Consider the following 21135-nt stretch of genomic DNA (forward strand, 5'->3'; position numbering starts at 1 on the left):
AGCTGGGCGGGAACGGCCCGGAAGTCGGGACCGGGTGCGCGGCCGTTGAGGGACCGCCAGAAACGGCGCGCAGCGTGTGCGCGAAGCTCCAGAAAGGAATCCATCGGCAGGGTGACGGCATAGAAGGCGGCGGCATCCGGCACCGGCTCGGGAAGCCAGAATTGATGTGCGACGCCATCCACCTGCCAGATGCCGTGCCAGCCATCGGCAGCGCGGCGCAGATCGAGGCCGGCGAGATGGGCAAGCGTCAATATCGGTTCGGTGTCGCCGTCCTTATGCTCGACCGGCGAGAGCATCACCGCTTGCGGTTGAAGGCTCGGACTCCAGATTGGTGGCGGCCGGTCATGCGGCGCGTCGGGATCGCACGGGAAATCGCAACCCCCAGCGATCCGCGAACGCTTCAAGGTCACGGCCGGACGGTCCTCCGGTTAGTGCGATGGTCTGGAACTCCTGACGATAATCGTCATTCCGGCGCAGATATTCCCAAGCGAAACCGGCGGCCGAAATGTGCTTCGCGTGCCTGTATGCCACCGGCGAACGCCAGTCGATGCTAAGCATGGCGTCACCTCCCAAAGCCGGGGCGCGCAAGGCAGCGCCCAGCCCTTAGAGGTTCAAAGATCGCTGGAAATATAGAAGCCGCTCAAAGCAGATACCTTGAGCGGCCAGCCCGATCATTCTTGGTTATTTTCTGCTTAACACTATTTCGATGATTCTGCGAGACGCCCGCCCGCAAAAGTGCGGGCAAGACGCTCCGGCTTTCATTGGCTGGAAAACACATGCACCTCGTCATGTGCGGTTTCGACTGTGAAAAACTCGCCGTTCATTTCAGCGTCGCGGGCCATTGCTTTCCAATCAATGTAGTAGCGTAGCGCCTCGGGGATCGCCATGCCGCTTTCAGCGGTCAAGTCCTCCATGAAGTCGGCAAGGCTGGCGAACTGCCCATGATAGCAGTCTTGCAAGGCGGTTTCGGCTTGGTCCATGTCATCGTCGCACTGATCCAGCAGGCCAGCGCCTAGCGCGCCATGCTCGGCGATGAAAGCGCCCATGCGTGCCACGGTTTCGATGCCGGCATATTCGCTGATCGTAACGCCCTCGAAGCCCTCATAATCATGGATGGCATATTCCTCCGCGTGCTCGATGGGGGACTGTGCGAGCATGGCGGCAATCTCGTCCCTGATTTGGTCCGCGTCCTGATCCGCGTCGATCCAAGCCCCGTGCAGATACCCGTTATTGTAGGCGGCAAGGCAGGCGACATAGATGCGGGGATTGCTGTCGGAAAGGTTGGTCATGTCTCTGATCCTCGCGTTTGGGGTTCAGAGCAGCGAAGCGCCGCTCCTGAACCCTTGCCCGGCGGCGAGCCACGGGTAGCAAGGTGCAGGAGAAGTCTTTGGCACCGTGGAATAAATGGAGGGGACCCGCTTGCGGGGAGCGGGCCGTTTATGCCGCGAAAGGCTGGAGAGTTTTCTTGCGCCGCGCGAGGGCAACGCCCTTAGCAATCTTCTTCGTAACGATCAGATGAGACGCGGCGGCAGTCGCTCCGGCCCGGAGGCGAACGCGCTTTCACATTGCGCTGTAGAGAGCCGGAGGGCCGCCAGTGACAAAGCCCCGGCGCGAGCGCGGCGAAGCCTCTGGGGATGGGTGAGTAGTTGCCTAGCGAGTTTGAGGCAGCACGCGCCACCACGTCGCCCCTCGCTGCGTCTTCCGTGTGCTGCCGTCTCGCATGCCTTCGTTCAATAGTTTCACGATTTCACGCCCATCTGTGGAAGAAGCATCATGTACTACGAACATGATGCCGTCATCGCCGCGATCGAAGCGAGCAACCGGATCGGCCATTTCGGCGATCTCGGGAAGCTGTAGCTTCATCGTGTTGGGTGCCTCGCCGGCCTTCCTAGATAGCGTCATCGACCTTATACGTCCGGTCCTCGCATCCCGCAAAGTTCGGCTTCCGGCAAAAAAGTGGTCGACGACGCGCAGAGGAATCTGCGTCTGCGTTCGTCCTCGACCATGTCGAAGTCGCATGACTAAAGATCGTGCAGGCGCAACATCGTCGATCGGAGTCGCAGACTGGCCGAGATCTTCGAGCACAATTTCTAGTTGCCATCCAAGGGCTTTGGTGGCGAAGGCAAGCTCGGGCAGATCATCTAGCCTAAAATCCCGTATACGCGGCAACCTTAGTTCGAGAATCGCCTGTCTCTGAGACAAATGCATAGACCCCAAGACTTCAACTATCTTTGGCACCATGCTATAGCGTCTGACCAAATCGCGGCGCGCAAGCCGGGTGAGATAACTGTTTACCCGCCACCGGTCTGCTCTGCTAATACCCCAGTTTCGTGTCAGCCACTCATAGGCAACTGCCGCACACCGTGCGGCTTCTGAGCGATCAATTCCCTCGGCCAATGCGAGTAGCGAAAGTGGGGAAGCGTACTCCATCTCGCCATGGTATGCCCCCGTGCTCTCCCACAGCTCTGCCCTTGTGCCAACGTGCACTTTATCGCGCCAGATGAATACGTCGATCCATATATCGCCATGAACAGCGGAGCGGAATTGGGAAGCATCGAGAACTTGGGCTTCCGTCGTCGAGTACAACTCGAAAGCGCTGATATGAGCAGCAGGGTCGCCTGGTGCTGATGGTATCGCGGCATGAAGTGCGTTTGCAGTCGGGGAAGTCGCGAAGAGCGGCAAAGCGAGGCCATGGTCGGTCAAACGCTCGTAAGCAATGAGCACCATAGTTAGGTCGCTATCACCAAGGGCGGTCATGCAGCTAAGGCTCCGAGCCGGCGCTTCATAATTTGGGTGATGATGTCAGCAAACGAATCTGGTGTTTCGTTAGGACGCCAATCGTAGGTTTCAAAATCTACATTCAAGCCACGAATAGAATTTAGAAATTCAGTGTTTGTTCCGTTCGGATCCTCAAGTAGTTGTTCTGGGAAGATTAATAACCGACCGTGCCCTTGCCTGAGATCTACGGACTGAGCATACGCGAGTTCTATGGCTGAAGCGCGACGGTCCGGTTTATCGCGGCCCGTGGAGGCAAGCGAAGCAATACGGAGCCAATTCTGAGCTACGGACCGCCAAATTGGAACTGTGCCAGAAAGCCCTGATCTAATCCTCGCATCAAAATATTCATCAACTCCTCCGAAAGCCCATGTGATGTGCCGTAGAGCTGACGCTAAGTCGGGCTCAAGTTCATAATCATCGATGTAAATTGAAGGGTCTGCGACCTCGTCATAAAAACCCGCCATGTATGCGCCGGTATCAAACGGATACACGTGGTATGGAGCCGGAAGCGCGTCCGGGGACAGCGCTATCGCGAACGGAAAGAAGTTTAGCTGATCACTTTTTTCACCGCCTCGACCGAAGCGATAAGCAGGACGTGCAACGAAAAAGTAAACGAGTTCTTTACCAAAAACGTTGCATTGACGTCGCTCTAAAATTCCTTGATCGATGATACGCCTTCCCCAGCCTACTGAGGTAACATGTATTAGGTCAGGAGGAGAGATAGACACCGTTGGATAAGCCGCCTTGGCAAGCTCAACGAGCTCACGATTAGCGGCAACTCCACGAGGCTTTCTCTTGGCGTCTGTCATCACCAAATTTCACTCCTTCCACCTGAAGTTTGAGCAACCTGCGGAGGTTGCCGCAAGCTAAGAAGCTCGCATGTTCGGGACTACCTTCCCAGATCGGGCGGCCCATCGATCCACGTGAAGATATAAACGCTGCCGCGTGCCGGTTTCCAGTCCTCGAAAACCGTTACTCCGCTGCAAGCGTAGAAGGCTGAATTCCCATCACCTCATCGTACCGCCTAACCTTCGCGCCCTTCGACCGAGAGACGCCAGGCTTTGCAAATATAATGATGTATTCGTGCACGTTCTTGAAGAGGAAATTCGGTGGGTAAGGGTAGCTCCCGAATATCGGTCGTTGGCCATTTGCTGAACCCCAGCGACCTCCGGTTCCGTCCTTCGACCAGATGATCTCGTTTATCATTACAAGGCCTATTTCGCGCAGCATCACACCAATGTCCGTACTGAGCGGGAACGTGAGTAGCCCGTGATCGGTCATCTGGTTGACATTCGCAGTTACAACGCACAGCTTCCGCCCTGGCCGGAGCACTCGGTAGCACTCCTTAAATACTTGTCGGAGTTCATCCAGAAAGTCGACGTAACTTCCTGCGGTGCCAATGTCGGTGTTTCGGCCCCCGTAGTCTGCCTTGTCCCAATAGGGAGGGCTGGTGACGATCAGGTCGATGCTTCCGTCGTCAATTCCAGATAGATCGCGAGAGTCGCCTTGGCGTGCCTCGAAAGCGTTAAGGTCGAGTTGCTCCCTTTCCACCCTCGACCGCATCTCTTTGACAAAGTCAGCATTCTGGTCAATGCAGATTGTCCGGCGTCCCTCCCGGATCGCGGCAACCGCCGTTGAGCCGACCCCACCGAAAGGATCGAGCACCGTCTCGCCCCAGAAGCTGAACAACTTGGTTAGGCGCTTGGGAATTTCGGTCGGGAAGGTTGCCGGGTGGATTTCATGACTGACATTAGCGATACTCCATACCGTCTTTGTATATTCTCGCCACTCTTCTTTGGTGAGTGCGCTGAGCGCCTTTACCTCTGCACTAGGCTTCATTTCTGTACTCCTATGTCTCTTTTATTCCTCGCGAGCCGGACTGTGCCGTCGATCGACACCACTTGTCGCTCGAAGTCGCGCAACATCGCGGAGGCATCGGTGTCGATACCAATCAGACCCGCTAACAGCATGTCGATCTCGCTTCGCACATCGCCGATCTCTGTTGGTCGAAAAGCAAATGTCAGCCGGTCGCGATTGGCGCTGCAGATCACGTCTCGCTGTAGACCAGCCCAAGCTGACCTCCCGAGACGCGCAAGCTCTTTCGCTGGTCCCTTCTGAATTTGCATATTCAGAAGCGGTAGTTCCGCAAGAAACCAAGCTGGCACATGGAAACCGTCGCACTCAACGTGCCATAGCCAATAGGCCATTCGCGACGACAGAATCGCCGTCACGATGTCGGCCTCCTCCATTGTTGCGCAGCGCATCCGATTAATTCCGCTGGCGCTCAGCGTTCCGCGCCAGCTGAGCTGGTCGGGGTAGTTTCGAAACACATTAAGAAAATTATAGGCTGTGCCAGCCACGAATACGTCTGCACTCAATGTAGTTCCGACAATCTCCGATGCGGTCGCCTTTGTCGGTTCCGGGCGTGCGCCTGATCGAAGTCGGTAAGGCTCTAGCGCGCGGTAGAGTGCGAATTCTGCGCCGGAGCCGAGCTTAGGCACGAGACGTGCTATAGATGCTTGACCGATCTTCACAGCTCTCGCCTCCGAAAAGATGGTCGAGCGCTGCCTACTCGTCCACTTCAGAAGACGGCTTGTCCGAATAGACGCAGGCGCCGGCCCAGGGCGCCGAATTGCAATCGTTGCACGGGTTTTCGCTTCTTCTCCAAATAGGGCGTGTGGCTGACGGTCGAAGAATAGAAGGGTCCACTCCCCTCCGTGGGCAGTCATCGCTGAGCGGCAGCGCCGGTGATCGCTGGATCGATTCGCGCCAAGAGCTAGTGGCACGACCAGAGCAGCAGCGTCATCCAGACCGCTCGCCACTGTCCAACTCATCTCGATGAAGGGAAGATAAAGCGAGGTTGTCGGCCGACCATCGGCCATGTGCACGGCTCCGCCGGTCGCGTAGGGCGGATTACAGATGAGGCGAAGCGGCCCTTTCCCCGGAGCTAGTCGCGCGCGCAGATCGCCAGACCGGGCAGCCGTGGGCGTATCGACTGCCAGCAGGTTACTTCGAATGGCAGCCCACGTAGCCAAAGGATTCTGGGTTTCACCCGCAACCTCGGCTAGCAACGTGAAAGCTGCAAAGTCGCAAGCCTGAGGAGAGATGTCACACCCAGTAAGCCTAGATTCTGCAAATTTTACCCGGTCATCCGCTCGATAACGACGCAATGCAGCCGCTAGGAAGACACCACTGCCGACAGCAGGATCGAGCCACCACTCGTCAGATTCAGCTCTCGCCGAATCCGCGATGGCTGACACCATGAAATCTGCCACGTCGGCCGGCGTGTAGAATGACCCAACCTTTTTGCGTTCGGCCCGACTGAACGAGAGCGACGTATCTCGCATCACATCGAGCCGAGTGGTTCGGCCATAAGTATCAAGCAGATAAGGGAGTAATTCCGACAGGTTCGTTTGGCCGTTGAGTGGTTCTAGCGGAGCATTGAGCGCCGACCACTCCGCAGAGCTGCCTACGCCAAACCAGCCGTAGGCACGAACGCCGTCAGCCGGAAGACCTGTGCGAATCATGTCGACTAGGGTTATAGCGACCGCAGCCCATGCAGCCCTTTCGAGCAAGGGCACTCGCATCATGTCGCGTAAGGACGCATCCTCGATCCAACTACCATCCAGCTTAAACTTACGGGCGACGCCAACTGCTGCCAAGACATGCTCACGCAGAGGCGCAACCAAACCTTCAAGCGAGCGCCCTGCTCTGGGCGATGCCGATCTTACCTTCGTCATAGACGAACCTCAGGCACCGCCAATAACGCAGTTTTCAACCACCGTTCATTCAGTTCGCGCTCTACGAGCTCAGCCGCGCAATCCGAGTTGGACCGCCCAAGCGAATCGGCGTGAGCACGAAACCGTTCAGCGTGATCCGCCTGCACATAGGCAGATACCTTTTTCGAGCGTGCCTCGTGAGCTGATAACGATCCGGTAACTGGCTGAAGTTGCCGGAGCTCGATCTCGCGCAAAATGAGAAGGGTCAGAAGAGCTGAACCGCTCGTCAGGCCAATTTCCTTAAGGTAGGCTTCGAATCGAAGATGGCTGTTGGCTCGCACGTACGCATGTACGGCAAGCTTTCCCGCTCTCTCTCTGGATTCTGGATTACACCTCATCATGAGGTGAATATGACTGACTCAAGATGAGGTGTCAACTGAGTTCATCTTTTGTTCTGATATTATTTGGGGTGTCTCGTTAATGCTCATTCCTCAGTTCTATGGGCGACCGTTCGTCGATACGTTGGTACGCGAGTTCGCCGGGGCCGATCGGGCTTATGTTGCCACGGCTTGGGTAAGGGCATCCGGCGTCGGCCTTCTCTGGGACAGCATCACCAACATGCTTGGACGGGGAGGGCGGCTGAGAATTGTAGCCGGTATCGATCGCGAAAACACCTCGCGAGAGGGCTTAGCGATGCTCTTGGCCCTAGAGGGAGACGTGCGCGTTTACGTCCGACACAATGAGGCAACTCCGATCTTTCACCCGAAGCTATATGGCTTTCGAGCAGGAGGAGAGTGCCGCGTGCTTGTCGGCTCCAACAACTTAACTGGAGGGGGGCTGTCGCAAAATGAGGAGCTGTCCGCACTGCTCGTCGAGGAAGTCGGGGGCGTTCTCGAACGTTCACTGAGGGCATACATGCGGCAACTGCGCAACCCCGCCGATGACCTTGTAAAACTACTGGATGCAGAACTTCTCGATCACCTCACGATATCTGGCTATGTAGAAGCGGAAGCTCGGCTAAGAGGCAAGGCGAGCAACACAGGTCCATCCCGTCTACCGGAAAATAGACTATTCGGGTCGCGACAGCCTATCCGCCGCCGCATCCCGTCGACAGTGCCGATCCCGAACGCTATTAATCCGCGCCCAGACACGCCAGTGGCCGACTGGACTCGTGTATTTGTAAAGCTGCGATTGGCTCGTGGAACGCAAGGCCAGTTGCCGCTTGCAGTTGCACGCGAGGTCAGGCGTCGATTAGGCGAGATCAATTTGGACGGACCGTTTACCGTCATCGATCGGCACACCCGAGCAGAGCGTCAGATCAGCCCCACTTATCCAAAACGTCGTCCGGAAATTGCCAATACATATAAGATTGAAGCCATGCCGGCGGAGGGACACGCAATTCTAAAACTTGAACTGGTGGGCAGGCGAGTGCTGGCAGAGTTCTTCGATAGCGCAGAAGCGGATGGCCAAGCAGTTTACGAGTTTCTGATCGATGGCTTGAGATCGGAGCCTGCGAGCACCGTGGACCCAAATGGTGCCGCCGCACGGCGTCATGTGGGGCAGAGTCTAGAAGAAGCGACCGAAGGAGTAACACTTTACCGCTTTGACTGATGCTCAAACTTGGGTGCGCCCATAGTACGGCGCAGACTGCTGCGCTCGCCTTTTTCTGATCTCGCACTCGGATGACACACCCGAACCGCCTGAAGGGCGCTAGCGCCACTAGCCACTAAAGCCGGAATCCATTGTGATTTCGAGTCTCTTGGCCTGTCGGTGGGAGCGAGTTTAGAGGGCTATAGCGTAAACGTAGCTATCATCATCACCCGGTGCGGCGCGCCATTACAAAAACGGCCCTCCGCAAGGAGGGCCGTTTTCGTTTCGGACGCTGCCTTGCGGCCCGGTTACGCGTTCGGGCGATTGGCCAGCAGGTGATCGACCACCGATGGATCGGCCAGGGTCGAGGTGTCGCCCAGATTGCCCACGTCGTTCTCGCCGATCTTGCGCAGGATCCGGCGCATGATCTTGCCCGAGCGGGTCTTGGGCAGGCCCGGGGCGAACTGGATCACGTCGGGCGTGGCGATCGGGCCGATCTCATGCCGCACCCAGGCGACCAGTTCCTTGCGCAGCGCTTCATCGGGTTCGACATTGGCGTTGGTGGTGACGAAGGCATAGATGCCCTGACCCTTGATATCGTGCGGCATGCCGACCACCGCAGCCTCGGCCACCTTGGCATGGGCAACCAGCGCGCTTTCGATTTCGGCGGTACCCATCCGGTGGCCGGAGACGTTGATCACATCATCGATCCGGCCGGTGATCCAGTAATAGCCATCTTCATCGCGGCGGCAGCCATCGCCGGTGAAGTACAGCCCCTTGAAGGTGCTGAAATAGGTCTGGAAGAAGCGTTCGTGATCGCCCCAGACGGTGCGCATCTGCCCCGGCCAGCTGTCCTTGATCACCAGACAGCCATCGCCCGCGCCGCGGATTTCGACCCCGTCGTTATCGACCAGCATCGGCTCCACGCCGAAGAACGGCTTGGTCGCCGAACCGGGCTTCAATGCGGTGGCGCCGGGCAGGGGGCTGATCAGCACCCCGCCGGTTTCGGTCTGCCACCAGGTATCGACGATCGGGCAGCGGCTGTCGCCAACCACGCGGTGATACCATTCCCAGGCTTCGGGGTTGATCGGTTCGCCAACCGAGCCAAGCAGGCGCAGGCTGGACCGGCTGGTGCGCTTCACGAACTCATCGCCTTCGCGCATCAGCGCGCGCAGCGCGGTGGGCGCGGTGTAGAAGATTTCGACCTGGTGCTTGTCGATCACCTGCCAGAACCGGCTGGGATCGGGATAGTTGGGCACGCCTTCGAACATCAGTGTGGTCGCGCCGTTGATCAGCGGGCCATAGACGATGTAGCTGTGGCCCGTCACCCAGCCCACATCGGCGGTGCACCAGTAGATCTGCCCGGGCCGGTAATCGAACACGTACTGATGCGTCATCGAGGCCCAGACGCCATAGCCGCCGGTGGTGTGCAGCACGCCCTTGGGCTTGCCGGTGGAGCCCGAGGTATAGAGGATGAACAGCGGATCTTCCGCGCCCATTTCCTCGGCCGGGCAGTCGGCGGATTGGGCGGCGGTGCCCTGGTGCCAATCGACATCGCGGCCTTCGACCATGGTGACAGCCGCGCCGGTGCGCTTCAGCACGATTACCGTATCGACCGATCCGACCTTGGTCAGCGCTTCATCGACGTTGGCTTTCAGCGGAACGGCCTTGCCGCCGCGCAGCCCTTCGTCGGCGGTCAGCACCACGGTGCTGTCGCAGTCCTCGATCCGGCTGGCGAGCGAATCCGGGCTGAAGCCGCCGAACACCACCGAATGGATTGCGCCGATCCGCGCGCAGGCCAGCATCGCCACGGCGGCTTCGGGCACCATCGGCAGGTAGATCGTGACCCGGTCACCCTTCTTGACCCCGCGCGCCTTCAGCAGGTTGGCGAACCGGCAGGTATCGGCGTGCAGTTCGCGGTAGGTGATATGGCGGGCGGGTTCGTCCGGGCTGTCGGGCTCCCAGATGATCGCCACGGTATCGCCGTGCTGGGCCAGATGCCGGTCAAGCGCATTGGCGGCCAGGTTCAGCGTGCCATCGGCGAACCATTTGATCCCGAAATCGGCTTCGTTGAAGCTGGTCTGCTTGACCGTGGTGAAAGGCCTGATCCAGTCGATCCGCTGGGCTTCGGCGCGCCAGAAGGCATCGGCATCATCCAGCGAGTGCCGGTACATGTCGTGGTAGCGCGCTTCGTCGATCAGCGCTCCGCTGGCCCACTGTGCCGGCACCGGATAGATCGCATCGCCCATTGTCGCACTCCCGTCGATTGTCTAGCCTGCCTTGGCCCAAGCCATGCGGCGGCTTCAAGTCCAATCTGCAACGCTGCGGCAAAGGTGTATCGAATAAGAGACGGGGGACCACGAATTGACCGAGCCGGCCGCGCTGCCCAAGCATCATCCTGCCACCCATGACGAGAAACTGGTGATCACCGCCAGCTCGCTGGGCACGGTGTTCGAATGGTATGACTTCTATCTCTACGGCCTGCTGACCGCGATCATCGCGGCGCAGTTCCTGACCGGGCTCAATCAGACCACGTCCTACATCATGGCGCTGCTGGTGTTCGCGGCCGGCTTTATCGTCCGACCGTTTGGCGCGCTGGTGTTCGGGCGGATCGGCGACATGGTGGGGCGGCGTTACACCTTCATCATCACGCTGCTGGTGATGGGCCTTTCGACCTTTCTGGTCGGCTGCCTGCCCACTTACAAGACCGCGGGCGTACTGGCTCCGATCCTGCTGGTGGTGCTGCGAATGTTTCAGGGACTGGCGCTGGGCGGCGAATATGGCGGCGCGGCGACCTATGTGGCTGAACATGCCCCTGACGGGAAGCGCGGGTTCTACACCAGCTGGATCCAGATCACCGCCACCGCCGGACTGGCGATGGCCTTGCTGATCGTGATCCTGGTCCGATCGCCGGTGACCGGGGTAGGCGAAGAGGCGTTCAAGGAGTGGGGCTGGCGCATTCCCTATCTGCTGTCGGGCCTGTTCCTGGCCGTGGGGCTGTGGCTGCGGCTGAAGCTGCACGAATCGCCGGTGTTCCAGAAGATGAAGGAAGAAGGCAGCGCGTCGAAGCGGCCGCTGTCCGAAGCCTTTGGCGAATGGAAGAACCTGAAGGTGGTGCTGATCGCGTTCTTCGGTGCGATCGCCGGGCAGGCGGTGGTGTGGTACACCGGCCAGCTCTATGCGATGTTCTTCCTTGAAAAGATGCTCAAGGTCGATGGCATCACCGCCAACACCCTGATCGCCATTGCCTTGCTGCTGGGGGCGCCGTTCTTCCTGTTCTTCGGCTGGCTTTCGGACAAGGTCGGGCGCAAGCCGATCATCATGGTGGGCTGCGCGCTGGCGGCGCTGACGCTGTTCCCGGTGTTCCACAGCCTGACCAGCGCCGCGAACCCGGCGCTGGCCCGGGCACTGGCGCAGGCTCCGGTAACGGTCACCGCGAACCCGGCCGAATGCTCTTCGCAGTTCGATCCGGTCGGCAAGAACCCGTTCGACACCACCAGCTGCGATATCGTCAAGAACGCGCTGGCCAAGGCGGCGGTGAACTATACCAATGTCGATGCCCCGGCAGGGACCCTGGCCTCGGTGACGATCGGCGGGCAGACCTTTGTTGCACCCGATCCCGCGAAGCTTGGCGGCGATGAGCGCAAGCAGGCGATCGCCGCCTTTTCTGCCCAGGTGATCGGCGCGCCGGCCGTGGCCGCGGTTCCGGCCAAGGACGGCAAGTCCGCGGTCGAGGCCAAGCCGGCGGTGACCGGCGAACTGGCCAAGGTCGGCTATCCGACCAAGGCCGATCCGGCGCAGATGAACAAGGTGCTGGTCGTGGCGATCCTGTTCTACCTCGTGCTGCTGGTGACCATGGTCTATGGCCCGATCGCGGCGATGCTGGTCGAACTGTTCCCCAGCCGGATCCGCTACACCTCGATGTCGCTGCCCTATCATATCGGCAACGGCTGGCTGGGCGGGCTGCTGCCGGCGATCGGTTTCGCGATGGTCGCGGCCAAGGGCGATATCTATTACGGGTTCTGGTACCCGGTGGTGGTCGCCGCGGCGACGCTGGTGATCGGGCTGCTGGTCCTGCCCGAAACCTACAAACGGAATATCGACGGATGAGCGAAAAGTATCAGCGGGCCATTCAGGAAAGCCGCGAGGACGCCGAACTCTTCTGGACCCGGGCGGCGGCGCTGATCGACTGGATCACGCCGCCGGCCCGGGCCTATGGCGAACCGCGCGGCTGGTTTCCGGGCGGCACGCTCAACACCGCGTACAACTGTATTGACCGGCACATCGCCGCCGGGCGCGGTGATCAGCTTGCGCTCGCCTATGACAGCCCGGTGACCGATACGGTCCGGCGCTTCACTTACGCCGAACTGCACGAAGAGGTTGGCCGGGTTGCCGCGATGCTGGCCAGCCTGGGGGTGGCCAAGGGTGACCGGGTGATCATCTACATGCCGATGGTGCCCGAAACCGCCTTCGCGATGCTGGCCTGCGCGCGGCTGGGGGCGGTGCATTCGGTGGTGTTCGGCGGCTTTGCGCCGCTCGAGCTGGCCAAGCGGATCGACGATGCCACCCCCAGGGTGCTGCTGACCGCGAGCTGCGGGATCGAGGGCGCGCGGACCATCGCTTACAAACCGATGGTCGATGAGGCGCTGGAGCTGGCTGCGCACAAGGTCCAGGACGTGGTGCTGTTCCAGCGGGAACGGCTGCCCGCCGAGTTGAAACCCGGTGAGCACGACTGGATGGAACTGCGCGCCGCGACCGCCGGCGATCCGATCCCGCCCTGCGCCGAACTCGCCGCGGACGATCCGCTCTATATTCTCTACACCTCTGGCACCACCGGCACGCCCAAGGGGGTGGTGCGCGAAAATGGCGGCCATGCAGTGGCGCTGGCCTGGTCGATGGCCAATATCTACGGGATCGGGATCGGCGATCCGTTCTGGGCGGCCAGCGATGTGGGCTGGGTCGTGGGCCACAGCTATATCGTCTATGGTCCGCTGATCGCCGGGGCGACTTCGGTGCTGTTCGAAGGCAAACCGGTTGGCACGCCCGATCCGGGCACCTTCTGGCGGGTGATGCGCCGCCACGGGGTGAAAAGCTTCTTCACCGCCCCCACCGCGATCCGCGCGGTACGCAAGGAAGACCCCGAGGCGAAGCTGCTCGCCGAGATCGGGACCGGCGATTGCCGGGTGATCTTCCTGGCCGGCGAACGCGCCGATCCCGATACGATCGCCTGGCTGGAGGAAAAGAGCGGGCTGCCGGTGATCGATCACTGGTGGCAGACCGAGCTGGGCTGGCCGGCGATTGCCAGCTGCTTCGGCCTTGATGATCTACGCCGCAAGCGTGGCAGCGCGGGCTTGCCGGTGCCGGGCTATCACTTCGCGATCCTGGGCGAGGATGGCCAGCCAGTGCCGCAGGGGCAAAGCGGGGCAGTGGCGATCAAGGCGCCGCTGGCGCCCGGCGCCTTCCGCACGCTGTGGAACAACCCCGCCGGGTTCGACAGGAACTTCGCCTCGTACCCCGGCTGGTACGAAACCGGCGATGCCGGGCATTTCGACGACGATGGCTTCCTGCACATCATGGGCCGCACCGATGACATCATCAATGTCGCCGGGCATCGCCTCTCCACCGGGCAGATGGAGCAGATCGTCGCGCAGCAGGATGGCGTCGCCGAATGCGCGGTGATCGGCGCTGACGACGCGATCAAGGGGATGATTCCGATCGCCTTCGTGGTGCCGCGCGCCGGGTTTGAAGGCGATGACAGCATGGCCACACGGGTGCTGGGCGCGGTGCGGCACGAACTGGGCGCGGTGGCCGCGCTCAAGACCGCCTATGTGGTCGGCTCATTGCCCAAGACCCGTTCGGGCAAGATCCTGCGCAATCTGCTGCGCAAGATCGTCAATGGCGAGGATTACGGCATTCCGCCGACGATCGAGGACCCGGCGGTGCCCGATCTGATCGCGCTGGCAGTGCGCGGCTGAAGCGAGCTGTCGCACCGGGCCAGCCCGGCCTGGCACAACCAGTCCGGCACCGGGCGGAAGGTTGCCAGCGGCCAGGCCAGCAGGCCGAAGCCGACCACCAGCGCACCCAGCACCAGCGCCGGGCGGCGCGGCAGGCCGTGGTGCTGCCATTCCAGCGCGGCCAGCGCATGGCCCAGCAGCAACGGGATGAAATAGTGATAGCTGTACAGCACCCGCTGGCTGTCGAGCCATTGCAGCGCGGCCATATTGGCCAGCCAGCCCGCCAGCAGCGCGGTGCGCAGCGGGCTTTCGCGCAGCCGCCGGGGCAGCAGGCAGGTCAGCACGCCGCCCAGCGAGATCAGCCAGGCCGCCAGGTTCGGCACCAGCCCGATCGAACGCAGCCGGCCCTCGCTGCGGTCCGCGCGGTACAGGATCACGCCCTGGCCCAGCAGCCACTGCCAGGGGTGTGATCCGTTGGCGTCGCTGGGCGGGGTGATCGCCAGATCGTGGGCCATATAGGCACGGATGCTGCCCGCCGCGTTCAGCGCGTCGCTCAGGCTCCAGTCGCCGGTTTGATAGACATGGACCCGGTCGGGCGGATCGAACGTCTGGTCCTGCTGCCCGGCGGGAGTGGTGGGGTCGGGGGGATAAGTGGAGAGGTTCATCCAGGCACCCAGCACCAGCACAGCTGCCAGCAGTCCGCCTGCGGCTCCCGCCAGGCAGCGCGCGGCGACTGCGCGCCAGTCACGCGCCTTGAGCCACGGCCACAGCAACACCGGGACCATCGCGCCCAGCACCAGCGCATTGGCCCGCACCAGCGCGGCAAGCGCGATGAACAGCCCGAACAGCACATACCCGCCAAGCCGCTGCCCGCGCAGGATCGCGGCGGCGGCCAGCAGCGCGGCCAGCACGAAGCTCAACTGAAAGGGATCGAGCTGGGCAGACCGGAACTGCACCAGTAGAGCGGTATCGCCCAGCACCAGCAATGACAGCAGCAGCGCGGCGGGGGCGCTGCCGGTCAATTGCAGCATCAGGGCGGCAAACAGCACGGCGGCCAGCGTACCGAACAGCGCCGGGGCCAGGCGCGGGCCTGCATAGTCAAATCCGCGGGGCATCGCCGCCGCTTCGATCTTTTTGGTCGCGCCTATCGCTTGCCAGTCAGCCCCGGCATTGCGCCCGCTGGCCTTGTCGCCCGCCGCGATCAGCATGGTGCCCAGCGGCGGGTGGGTGGAATACTGGGTCCGGTGTTGATGATAGCGCGCAGTGCTGGTCAGGTAATAGGCCTCGTCCCAGACCGGCGCCTGGGGTTCGCCCAGCCGGTTGAAGCACAGCCAGCCGGCCACCAGCGCGACCAGCGCCAGCAGCAGCGCGGCATGGTGCAGGGGCGGGGCAGGGCGCATCTCCATCGCCCTGCGGCATGTCACAAGCCGCGCTTCGGGAAAAGCGCAGTGCGGGCGTGACCTGGCCCGCTGTCGTGGATAAGAGTAGCGCCATGGACCCGGCGCCCGCATCGCAATCGCCTTCGGTCTGGCGCTTTGCCCGCGCCAGCCGCGCCCATGTGGTGATCGATGCGGCGGCCTATTTCACGCTGATGCAGCAGGCGATGGTTGAGGCGCGCCAGCGAATCCACCTGATCGGCTGGGATTTCGATACCCGGGTGCGGCTGGGGCCGGGGCGGCGGTTCTGGAACCTGCCGCGCAAGGGGATCAACCCGGCGCGGCTGGGGGCCTTTGTGGTGTGGCTGTGCGAACGCACGCCCGGATTGCAGGTGCGGGTGCTCAAGTGGAATTTCGGTGCGCTCAAATTCCTGCTGCGCGGCACCATGATCCTCGATCTGCTGCGCTGGTTCCTGCATCCGCGGATCGATTTCAAATTCGATTCCGCGCACCCGCTGGGCTGCAGCCACCATCAGAAGGTGGTGGTGATCGACGATAATTTCGCGGTCAGCGGCGGGATCGATATGACCTCTGACCGGTGGGACACGCCCGAACACCTGGAAGACGATCCGCGCCGCCGCCGGCCCTATGGCACCAAGCTGTATGGCCCCTGGCACGACCTGTCGATGATGGTCGAGGGGGAGGCCGCAGCGGCGCTGGGCGAACTGGGGCGCGAACGCTGGTTGCTGGCTGGCGGCGCGCCGATGCTGCCCTGTGCCCCGCAAGCCGAAACGGCTTGGCCACCCTCGCTCAAGGCCGAATTCCGCGATGTCGAAGTCGGGATCGCCCGGACCCGTTCGGCCTGGAACGGGTTGGACGAGGTGCGCGAGATCGAGGCGCTGTTTGTCGAACACATCCTGCGCGCGCGGCGCTTCATCTATGCCGAAAGCCAGTACTTCGCCTCGCGCGCGGTGGCCGATGCGATTGCGCGGCGGCTGGCCATGCCCGATCCGCCGGAAATTGTGCTGATCAATCCTGAAAGTGCTGACGGCTGGCTGGAACAGACTGCGATGGACGGGGCCCGGGTGCGGCTGTGCCACGCGGTGGGCGAATGCGATCCGCAGGGCCGGTTCCGGATCTTCATTCCCTACAACGCAGCAGGCACGGCGATCTATGTCCACGCCAAGCTGATGATCGTCGATGACGAAATTGTCCGGATCGGTTCGGCCAACATGAACAACCGGTCGATGGGGCTCGACAGCGAATGCGATGTGTTCATCGATGCCGCGCGCCCCGGCAACGATCACGCCGCGCCGGCGATCCACCGCCTGCGGGTGACGTTGCTGGCCGAACACACCGGGTTGTCGCGGGAAGAGGTGGAAGCGGGGCTGGCCGCCAATCCATCCATGATCGACCTGATCGAAGCTGCCCCCGGCAAGGGCAAGCGGCTTGAACCTTTTGTCTTGCGTCCGCTGACGGATGCAGAGAAAGCGGTTGCCGATAATGCGCTGCTCGATCCAGAGCGGCCGGAGGATCTGTTCGAACCGTTCAGCAAACGGCACGGGCTGTTCCGTCGGGGTGGTTTCCTGCGCCGCCCGCGTGAGTGGAGAAGACGATGAGTTGCGATTCCGATTGCGGTGATGCCGGGCCGATGGCCAAGCTGCCGGTGCCCGAAGATGTACAGGAAGCGATCCGCACCCTGATCCGCTGGTCGGGCGATGATCCGCAGCGCGAAGGGCTGATCGACACGCCGGCGCGGGTCGCGCGGGCGTGGAAGGAATATTGCCAGGGTTATGATGAAGACCCGGCGCTGCACCTGGCCCGCCAGTTCGAGGAAGTCGGCGGCTATGACGAACTGGTGCTGCTGAAGGACATCCCGTTCCAGTCGCACTGCGAACATCACATGGCCCCGATCACCGGCAAGGCGGCGATCGCCTATATGCCCAAGGACAAGGTCGTCGGCATTTCCAAGCTGGCCCGCGTCCTCCACGGTTTTGCCCAGCGCCTGCAGATCCAGGAACGGCTGACTGCCGAAGTGGCGCAATGCATCTGGGACAACCTGCACCCGCACGGCGTTGCCGTGGTGATCGAGGCGCAGCACGGCTGCATGACCGGGCGCGGGGTCAAGACCCCTGGCGTGGGCATGGTCACCAGCCGGCTGATGGGCTGCTTTCTGGAAGACCATCGCAGCCGCAAGGAAGTGCTCAGCCTGATGGGCTACTGATCATGGCTGCATTTCAGCCGGTGATGAGCGTCGAGGAAATGGAGGCCTTCTTCGTTGAGGCCTTTCCCCAGCGCGGCAGCCAGACCCGCGTCACCGAAATCGCCCCCGGCCGGGCCCGGGTGGTGCTCGATCCAGTCGATGCCAACCTGCGCCCCGGCAACCTTGTTTCGGGTCCGACCCAGATGGGGCTGGCCGATCATGCCGCCTATGCGGTGATCCTGGCGCACATCGGCCCGGTCGCCATGGCGGTGACCAGCAACCTCAACTTCAGTTTCCTGCGCGGGGTGCAGATGCGCCAGGTAGTGGCCGATGCCCGCCTGCTCAAGCTGGGGCGGCGGCTGGCGACGGTGGACGTGGTGCTGTGGCAGGATGACGAGAGCAACCTGGTGGCGCAATCGACCGTCACTTACGCGATCCCCGGTTAGCCGCATAAAAAGGCCCGGGCGATCCGGTTGGACTGCCCGGGCTTAAGTGAGGGTTGGGGGTGCCTTCCCTCTGGGTCGCAACATTTTAGTAGCGATTCGCAACTGAAATTGCATTGCGCGAAATCAAAACCCTGCGACAGAATCAAAACCCCTCCCGAGATGGGAGGGGTTGTTTGTTTCGCCTTGATGGAAATCAGAGCTGGTCGAGCATGTATTCCGCGCTCGAGACCCGGAATTCGCCGGGGGCTTCAACGTGCAGCTGCTCGACGGTGCCGTCGTTGATCACCATGGCGAAGCGCTGGCCGCGCTTGCCCAGGCCAAAGGCGCTGCCGTCCATGGTCAGGCCCAGCGCTTCGGCGAAATCGCCGTTGCCGTCGGCCAGCATGGTCACGTCCTGGCTGCCGCCCGACTTGCCCCAGGCGCCCATCACGAAGGGATCGTTGACCGCGGTGCAGGCGATCTCGTCAATCCCCTTGGCCTTGAGCTCACCCGCCTTGTCGACAAAGCCGGGCAGGTGCTTGGCCGAACAGGTCGGCGTGAAGGCTCCCGGAACCGAGAACAGCGCGACTCGCTTGCCGGCGAAATAGTCGGCGCTTTGCACCGCTTCGGGACCCTGTTCGGTCGCCTTGACCAGTTTCACATCGGGCAGCTTGTCGCCAACAGCGATCGTCATCGGAATTCTCCCTTGCTGGAATGCAGTGTTTGTGCAGCAACATATAGGTGCTGATGGCCGCTCCGCAACCGGCTGGGGACATGGTTAAGATCGCTTTACTGCCCCGCTTTAAGATTGGGTAAACCGGTTGGGCGAAGCTCTCTCTTACGGGAACAGGCCCGTCGGGAGACTGCACATGAAAATCAAAGGGGTCGCGGCAAGCCTCGCCGCATTCGCACTGACCGTTTCATTTCCGGCTGCGGCGGGCGGTTACAGCCAGGCCGAGAAGATTCGCCGGCTTGATATCATGCTGATGGTCACCGGGCTGCGCTGCCGCACCACGGCCGACAACTTCCAGCCCGAATACGGCCGGTTCACCACCAATCACATCGGCACGCTGAACGCCGCCGCCCAAACCCTCAAGGCCGAATTCGTGGCGCGCCACGGCGCGGTGGGGGCCAATCGCGCGCTGGACCGGCTGAGTGTGCAGATGGCCAACCAGTATGGCCAGGGGCACCCGTGGCTCAACTGCCGTGAACTCAAGCAGGTTACCCGCACCCTGGCCGACATGCGCGGAACCGCGCCGCTGTATGAAGCAGCCGATGATCTCCTGAACGATGGCAGCCGCCAGATGGCCTGGCTGCGGTAAGCTCCCTGGCAGGAATTCGGGTGAGGCGGTGCGCCTGTCGGGTGCAGTGCCGGCGTCTCACCCGAACCGCCGGGAAAAGGATATAAAGCTATCGTTATATTTGCCACGAAGGCGGCAAGCGGCTAAGTGCGGCGGCATTCATGGCGCCGCCCTGGTTCGTATGGCGGGCGCCCGACCGATCTTAAAGGAGTTGCCCCGTGGCCAGCCTTGCCGCCCAACATGACTATGTGATTGCCGATCTTTCGCTGGCCGAATTCGGCCGCGCCGAAATCCGGATTGCCGAAACCGAAATGCCCGGGCTGATGGCCCTGCGTGAGGAATTCGGCGCCTCGCAGCCGCTCAAGGGCGCGCGGATCACCGGTTCGCTGCACATGACGATCCAGACCGCGGTGCTGATCGAAACGCTGGTCGCGCTGGGCGCCGAAGTGCGCTGGGCCACCTGCAACATCTATTCGACCCAGGACCACGCCGCCGCCGCGATCGCCGCTGCCGGGATCCCGGTGTTCGCGATCAAGGGCGAAAGCCTGGCCGAATACTGGGACTATGTCGGTTCGATCTTCGATTGGGACGACGGCACCGGGCGCACTGCCAACATGATCCTGGATGACGGCGGCGATGCCACCATGTTCGCGCTGTGGGGCGCACGGGTTGAAGCCGGCGAGCCGCTGTTCGAACCCAGCAATGCCGAGGAAATCGAATTCGTCCGCGCGCTCAAGGAATTCATGAAGCGCAAGCCCGGCTACCTTTCGGCTTCGGTCGCGCACATCAAGGGCGTGTCGGAAGAAACCACCACCGGCGTCCACCGGCTCTACCAGATCGCCAAGGACGGCAAGCTGCCGTTCCCGGCGATCAATGTGAACGATTCGGTCACCAAGTCGAAGTTCGACAACCTCTATGGCTGCAAGGAATCGCTGGTTGATGCGATCCGCCGCGCGACCGACGTGATGCTGGCCGGCAAGGTCGCCTGCGTCGCCGGGTTCGGCGATGTCGGAAAGGGCTCGGCCGCCTCGCTGCGCCAGGGCGGCGCGCGGGTGATGGTCACTGAAATCGATCCGATCTGCGCGCTGCAGGCGGCGATGGAAGGCTATGAAGTGGTGACCATGGAAGAAGCGGTCCAGCGCTGCGACATCTTCGTCACCGCCACCGGCAACGAGGACGTGATTACCGCCGAACACATGAAGGCGATGAAGCCGATGAGCATCGTCTGCAACATCGGCCACTTCGACAGCGAGATCCAGATCGCCGCGCTCGACAACTACAAGTGGACCGAAGTTAAGCCCGGCACCGACCTGGTCGAATTCCCCGATGGCAAGCAGATCATCGTGCTGGCCAAGGGCCGCCTGGTCAACCTGGGCTGCGCCACCGGGCACCCCAGCTTTGTGATGAGCAGCAGCTTCACCAACCAGACGCTGGCCCAGATCGAGCTGTTCACCCGCAACGACAGCTATGAAAACCGCGTCTATGTGCTGCCCAAGCACCTCGACGAAAAGGTTGCCGCGCTGCATCTGGAAAAGCTGGGCGTGAAGCTGACCAAGCTCAGCCAGAAGCAGGCCGACTATATCGGCGTTTCGGCCGAAGGTCCGTTCAAGCCGGAACATTATCGGTATTGAGGCATTTCAGATCCTCCCCAAATTCGCGCAGCGCATTTGGGGAGGTGGCAGCGGCTGCAAGCCGCTGACGGAGGGGTAATGACGCGAGGGCCGAAACCCCTCCGTCATTTGCTGACGCAAATGCCACCTCCCCATTTGTGGCCTTCGCCAAAAATGGG

Annotated in this window: 18 protein-coding genes; 8 read left to right on the forward strand and 10 right to left on the reverse strand. The window is 61.8% G+C overall.

Translation table 11 applies throughout. From position 1 onward, the window contains the following. The 7 genes from IT549_RS00825 to IT549_RS00850 all read right to left on the reverse strand — a co-directional run. Window positions 1-410 (reverse strand): DUF2285 domain-containing protein (locus tag IT549_RS00825; protein ID WP_292969265.1); only part of this gene is annotated, 410 nt, incomplete at its 3' end. Beyond that, the gene (locus IT549_RS16155; RefSeq protein ID WP_080758809.1) at window positions 343-558 is read right to left on the reverse strand and encodes a DUF6499 domain-containing protein; all 216 of its coding nucleotides are present in this window, start codon (window positions 556-558) and stop codon (window positions 343-345) included. The genes IT549_RS00825 and IT549_RS16155, both read right to left, overlap by 68 nt. A 200-nt stretch (window positions 559-758) precedes the next feature. Continuing rightward, a complete protein-coding gene (locus IT549_RS00830) occupies window positions 759-1289 on the reverse strand; it encodes an antirestriction protein ArdA (protein WP_292969267.1) in 531 nt (176 codons plus the stop codon). Window positions 1290-1650: 361 nt separating this feature from the next. Then, window positions 1651-2757, reverse strand: coding sequence for a hypothetical protein (locus IT549_RS00835; protein WP_292969268.1), 1107 nt, complete (start codon window positions 2755-2757; stop codon window positions 1651-1653). Further along, the gene (locus tag IT549_RS00840) at window positions 2754-3587 is read right to left on the reverse strand and encodes a hypothetical protein (RefSeq protein WP_292969270.1); all 834 of its coding nucleotides are present in this window, start codon (window positions 3585-3587) and stop codon (window positions 2754-2756) included. The genes IT549_RS00835 and IT549_RS00840 overlap by 4 nt, the downstream gene beginning before the upstream one ends. 163 nt (window positions 3588-3750) lie before the next feature. After that, window positions 3751-4617, reverse strand: coding sequence for a site-specific DNA-methyltransferase (locus IT549_RS00845; RefSeq protein WP_292969272.1), 867 nt, complete (start codon window positions 4615-4617; stop codon window positions 3751-3753). Continuing rightward, window positions 4614-6440: an N-6 DNA methylase gene (locus IT549_RS00850; RefSeq protein ID WP_292969274.1), complete on the reverse strand. Its 1827-nt coding sequence runs from the start codon at window positions 6438-6440 to the stop codon at window positions 4614-4616. Before IT549_RS00850 ends, IT549_RS00845 begins: the two co-directional genes overlap by 4 nt. Window positions 6441-6926: 486 nt before the next feature. Between IT549_RS00850 and IT549_RS00855 the strand changes: the two genes are divergently transcribed. Then, on the forward strand, window positions 6927-8108 hold the full coding sequence (locus IT549_RS00855; RefSeq protein ID WP_292969275.1) for a phospholipase D-like domain-containing protein: 1182 nt from the start codon (window positions 6927-6929) through the stop codon (window positions 8106-8108). A 287-nt stretch (window positions 8109-8395) separates the two neighbouring features. Here the strand turns inward: IT549_RS00855 and acs are convergent, their stop codons facing one another. Next, window positions 8396-10336: an acetate--CoA ligase gene (acs, locus tag IT549_RS00860; protein WP_292969278.1), complete on the reverse strand. Its 1941-nt coding sequence runs from the start codon at window positions 10334-10336 to the stop codon at window positions 8396-8398. A gap of 115 nt (window positions 10337-10451) precedes the next feature. On the opposite strand from acs, the gene IT549_RS00865 reads away from it, so the two are divergent. Together IT549_RS00865 and IT549_RS00870 are read left to right on the forward strand one after the other, a co-directional pair. Continuing rightward, window positions 10452-12197 carry an MFS transporter gene (locus IT549_RS00865; protein WP_292969280.1) on the forward strand — a complete coding sequence of 582 codons (1746 nt, stop codon included), beginning with the start codon at window positions 10452-10454 and terminating at the stop codon, window positions 12195-12197. Then, a complete protein-coding gene (locus IT549_RS00870; RefSeq protein WP_292969282.1) occupies window positions 12194-14062 on the forward strand; it encodes an AMP-binding protein in 1869 nt (622 codons plus the stop codon). The genes IT549_RS00865 and IT549_RS00870 overlap by 4 nt, the downstream gene beginning before the upstream one ends. Here IT549_RS00870 and IT549_RS00875 read toward each other — a convergent pair. Continuing rightward, window positions 13993-15447 carry a phospholipid carrier-dependent glycosyltransferase gene (locus tag IT549_RS00875; protein WP_292969284.1) on the reverse strand — a complete coding sequence of 485 codons (1455 nt, stop codon included), beginning with the start codon at window positions 15445-15447 and terminating at the stop codon, window positions 13993-13995. The two genes, IT549_RS00870 and IT549_RS00875, sit on opposite strands and share 70 nt — an antisense overlap. A gap of 86 nt (window positions 15448-15533) precedes the next feature. On the opposite strand from IT549_RS00875, the gene IT549_RS00880 reads away from it, so the two are divergent. Genes IT549_RS00880 through IT549_RS00890 form a run of 3 tightly spaced genes read left to right on the forward strand, consistent with a single transcriptional unit; the run spans window position 15534 to window position 18066 of the window. Then, the gene (locus IT549_RS00880; RefSeq protein ID WP_292969286.1) at window positions 15534-17036 is read left to right on the forward strand and encodes a phospholipase D-like domain-containing protein; all 1503 of its coding nucleotides are present in this window, start codon (window positions 15534-15536) and stop codon (window positions 17034-17036) included. Continuing rightward, window positions 17033-17641 (forward strand): GTP cyclohydrolase I FolE, encoded by a 609-nt coding sequence (gene folE / locus IT549_RS00885; RefSeq protein WP_292969287.1) that lies wholly within the window; start codon window positions 17033-17035, stop codon window positions 17639-17641. Before IT549_RS00880 ends, folE begins: the two co-directional genes overlap by 4 nt. A gap of 2 nt (window positions 17642-17643) precedes the next feature. After that, complete coding sequence (locus IT549_RS00890; RefSeq protein WP_292969289.1) at window positions 17644-18066, forward strand: PaaI family thioesterase; 423 nt, start codon at window positions 17644-17646, stop codon at window positions 18064-18066. Window positions 18067-18259: 193 nt separating this feature from the next. On the opposite strand, the gene IT549_RS00895 is transcribed toward IT549_RS00890, so the two are convergent. Next, window positions 18260-18739, reverse strand: coding sequence for a peroxiredoxin (locus IT549_RS00895; protein ID WP_292969291.1), 480 nt, complete (start codon window positions 18737-18739; stop codon window positions 18260-18262). 175 nt (window positions 18740-18914) lie between these two features. Here IT549_RS00895 and IT549_RS00900 point away from each other — a divergent pair, with 175 nt between their 5' ends. Both IT549_RS00900 and ahcY read left to right on the forward strand, forming a co-directional pair. Continuing rightward, on the forward strand, window positions 18915-19367 hold the full coding sequence (locus IT549_RS00900) for an S-adenosyl-L-homocysteine hydrolase (protein WP_292969293.1): 453 nt from the start codon (window positions 18915-18917) through the stop codon (window positions 19365-19367). A 197-nt stretch (window positions 19368-19564) separates the two neighbouring features. Continuing rightward, window positions 19565-20977, forward strand: coding sequence for an adenosylhomocysteinase (gene ahcY, locus IT549_RS00905; RefSeq protein ID WP_292969295.1), 1413 nt, complete (start codon window positions 19565-19567; stop codon window positions 20975-20977). Window positions 20978-21135 lie beyond the last annotated feature (158 nt).

It is taken from the genome of Novosphingobium sp. (assembly GCF_020852455.1).
In the GTDB taxonomy this organism is placed as follows: domain Bacteria; phylum Pseudomonadota; class Alphaproteobacteria; order Sphingomonadales; family Sphingomonadaceae; genus Novosphingobium.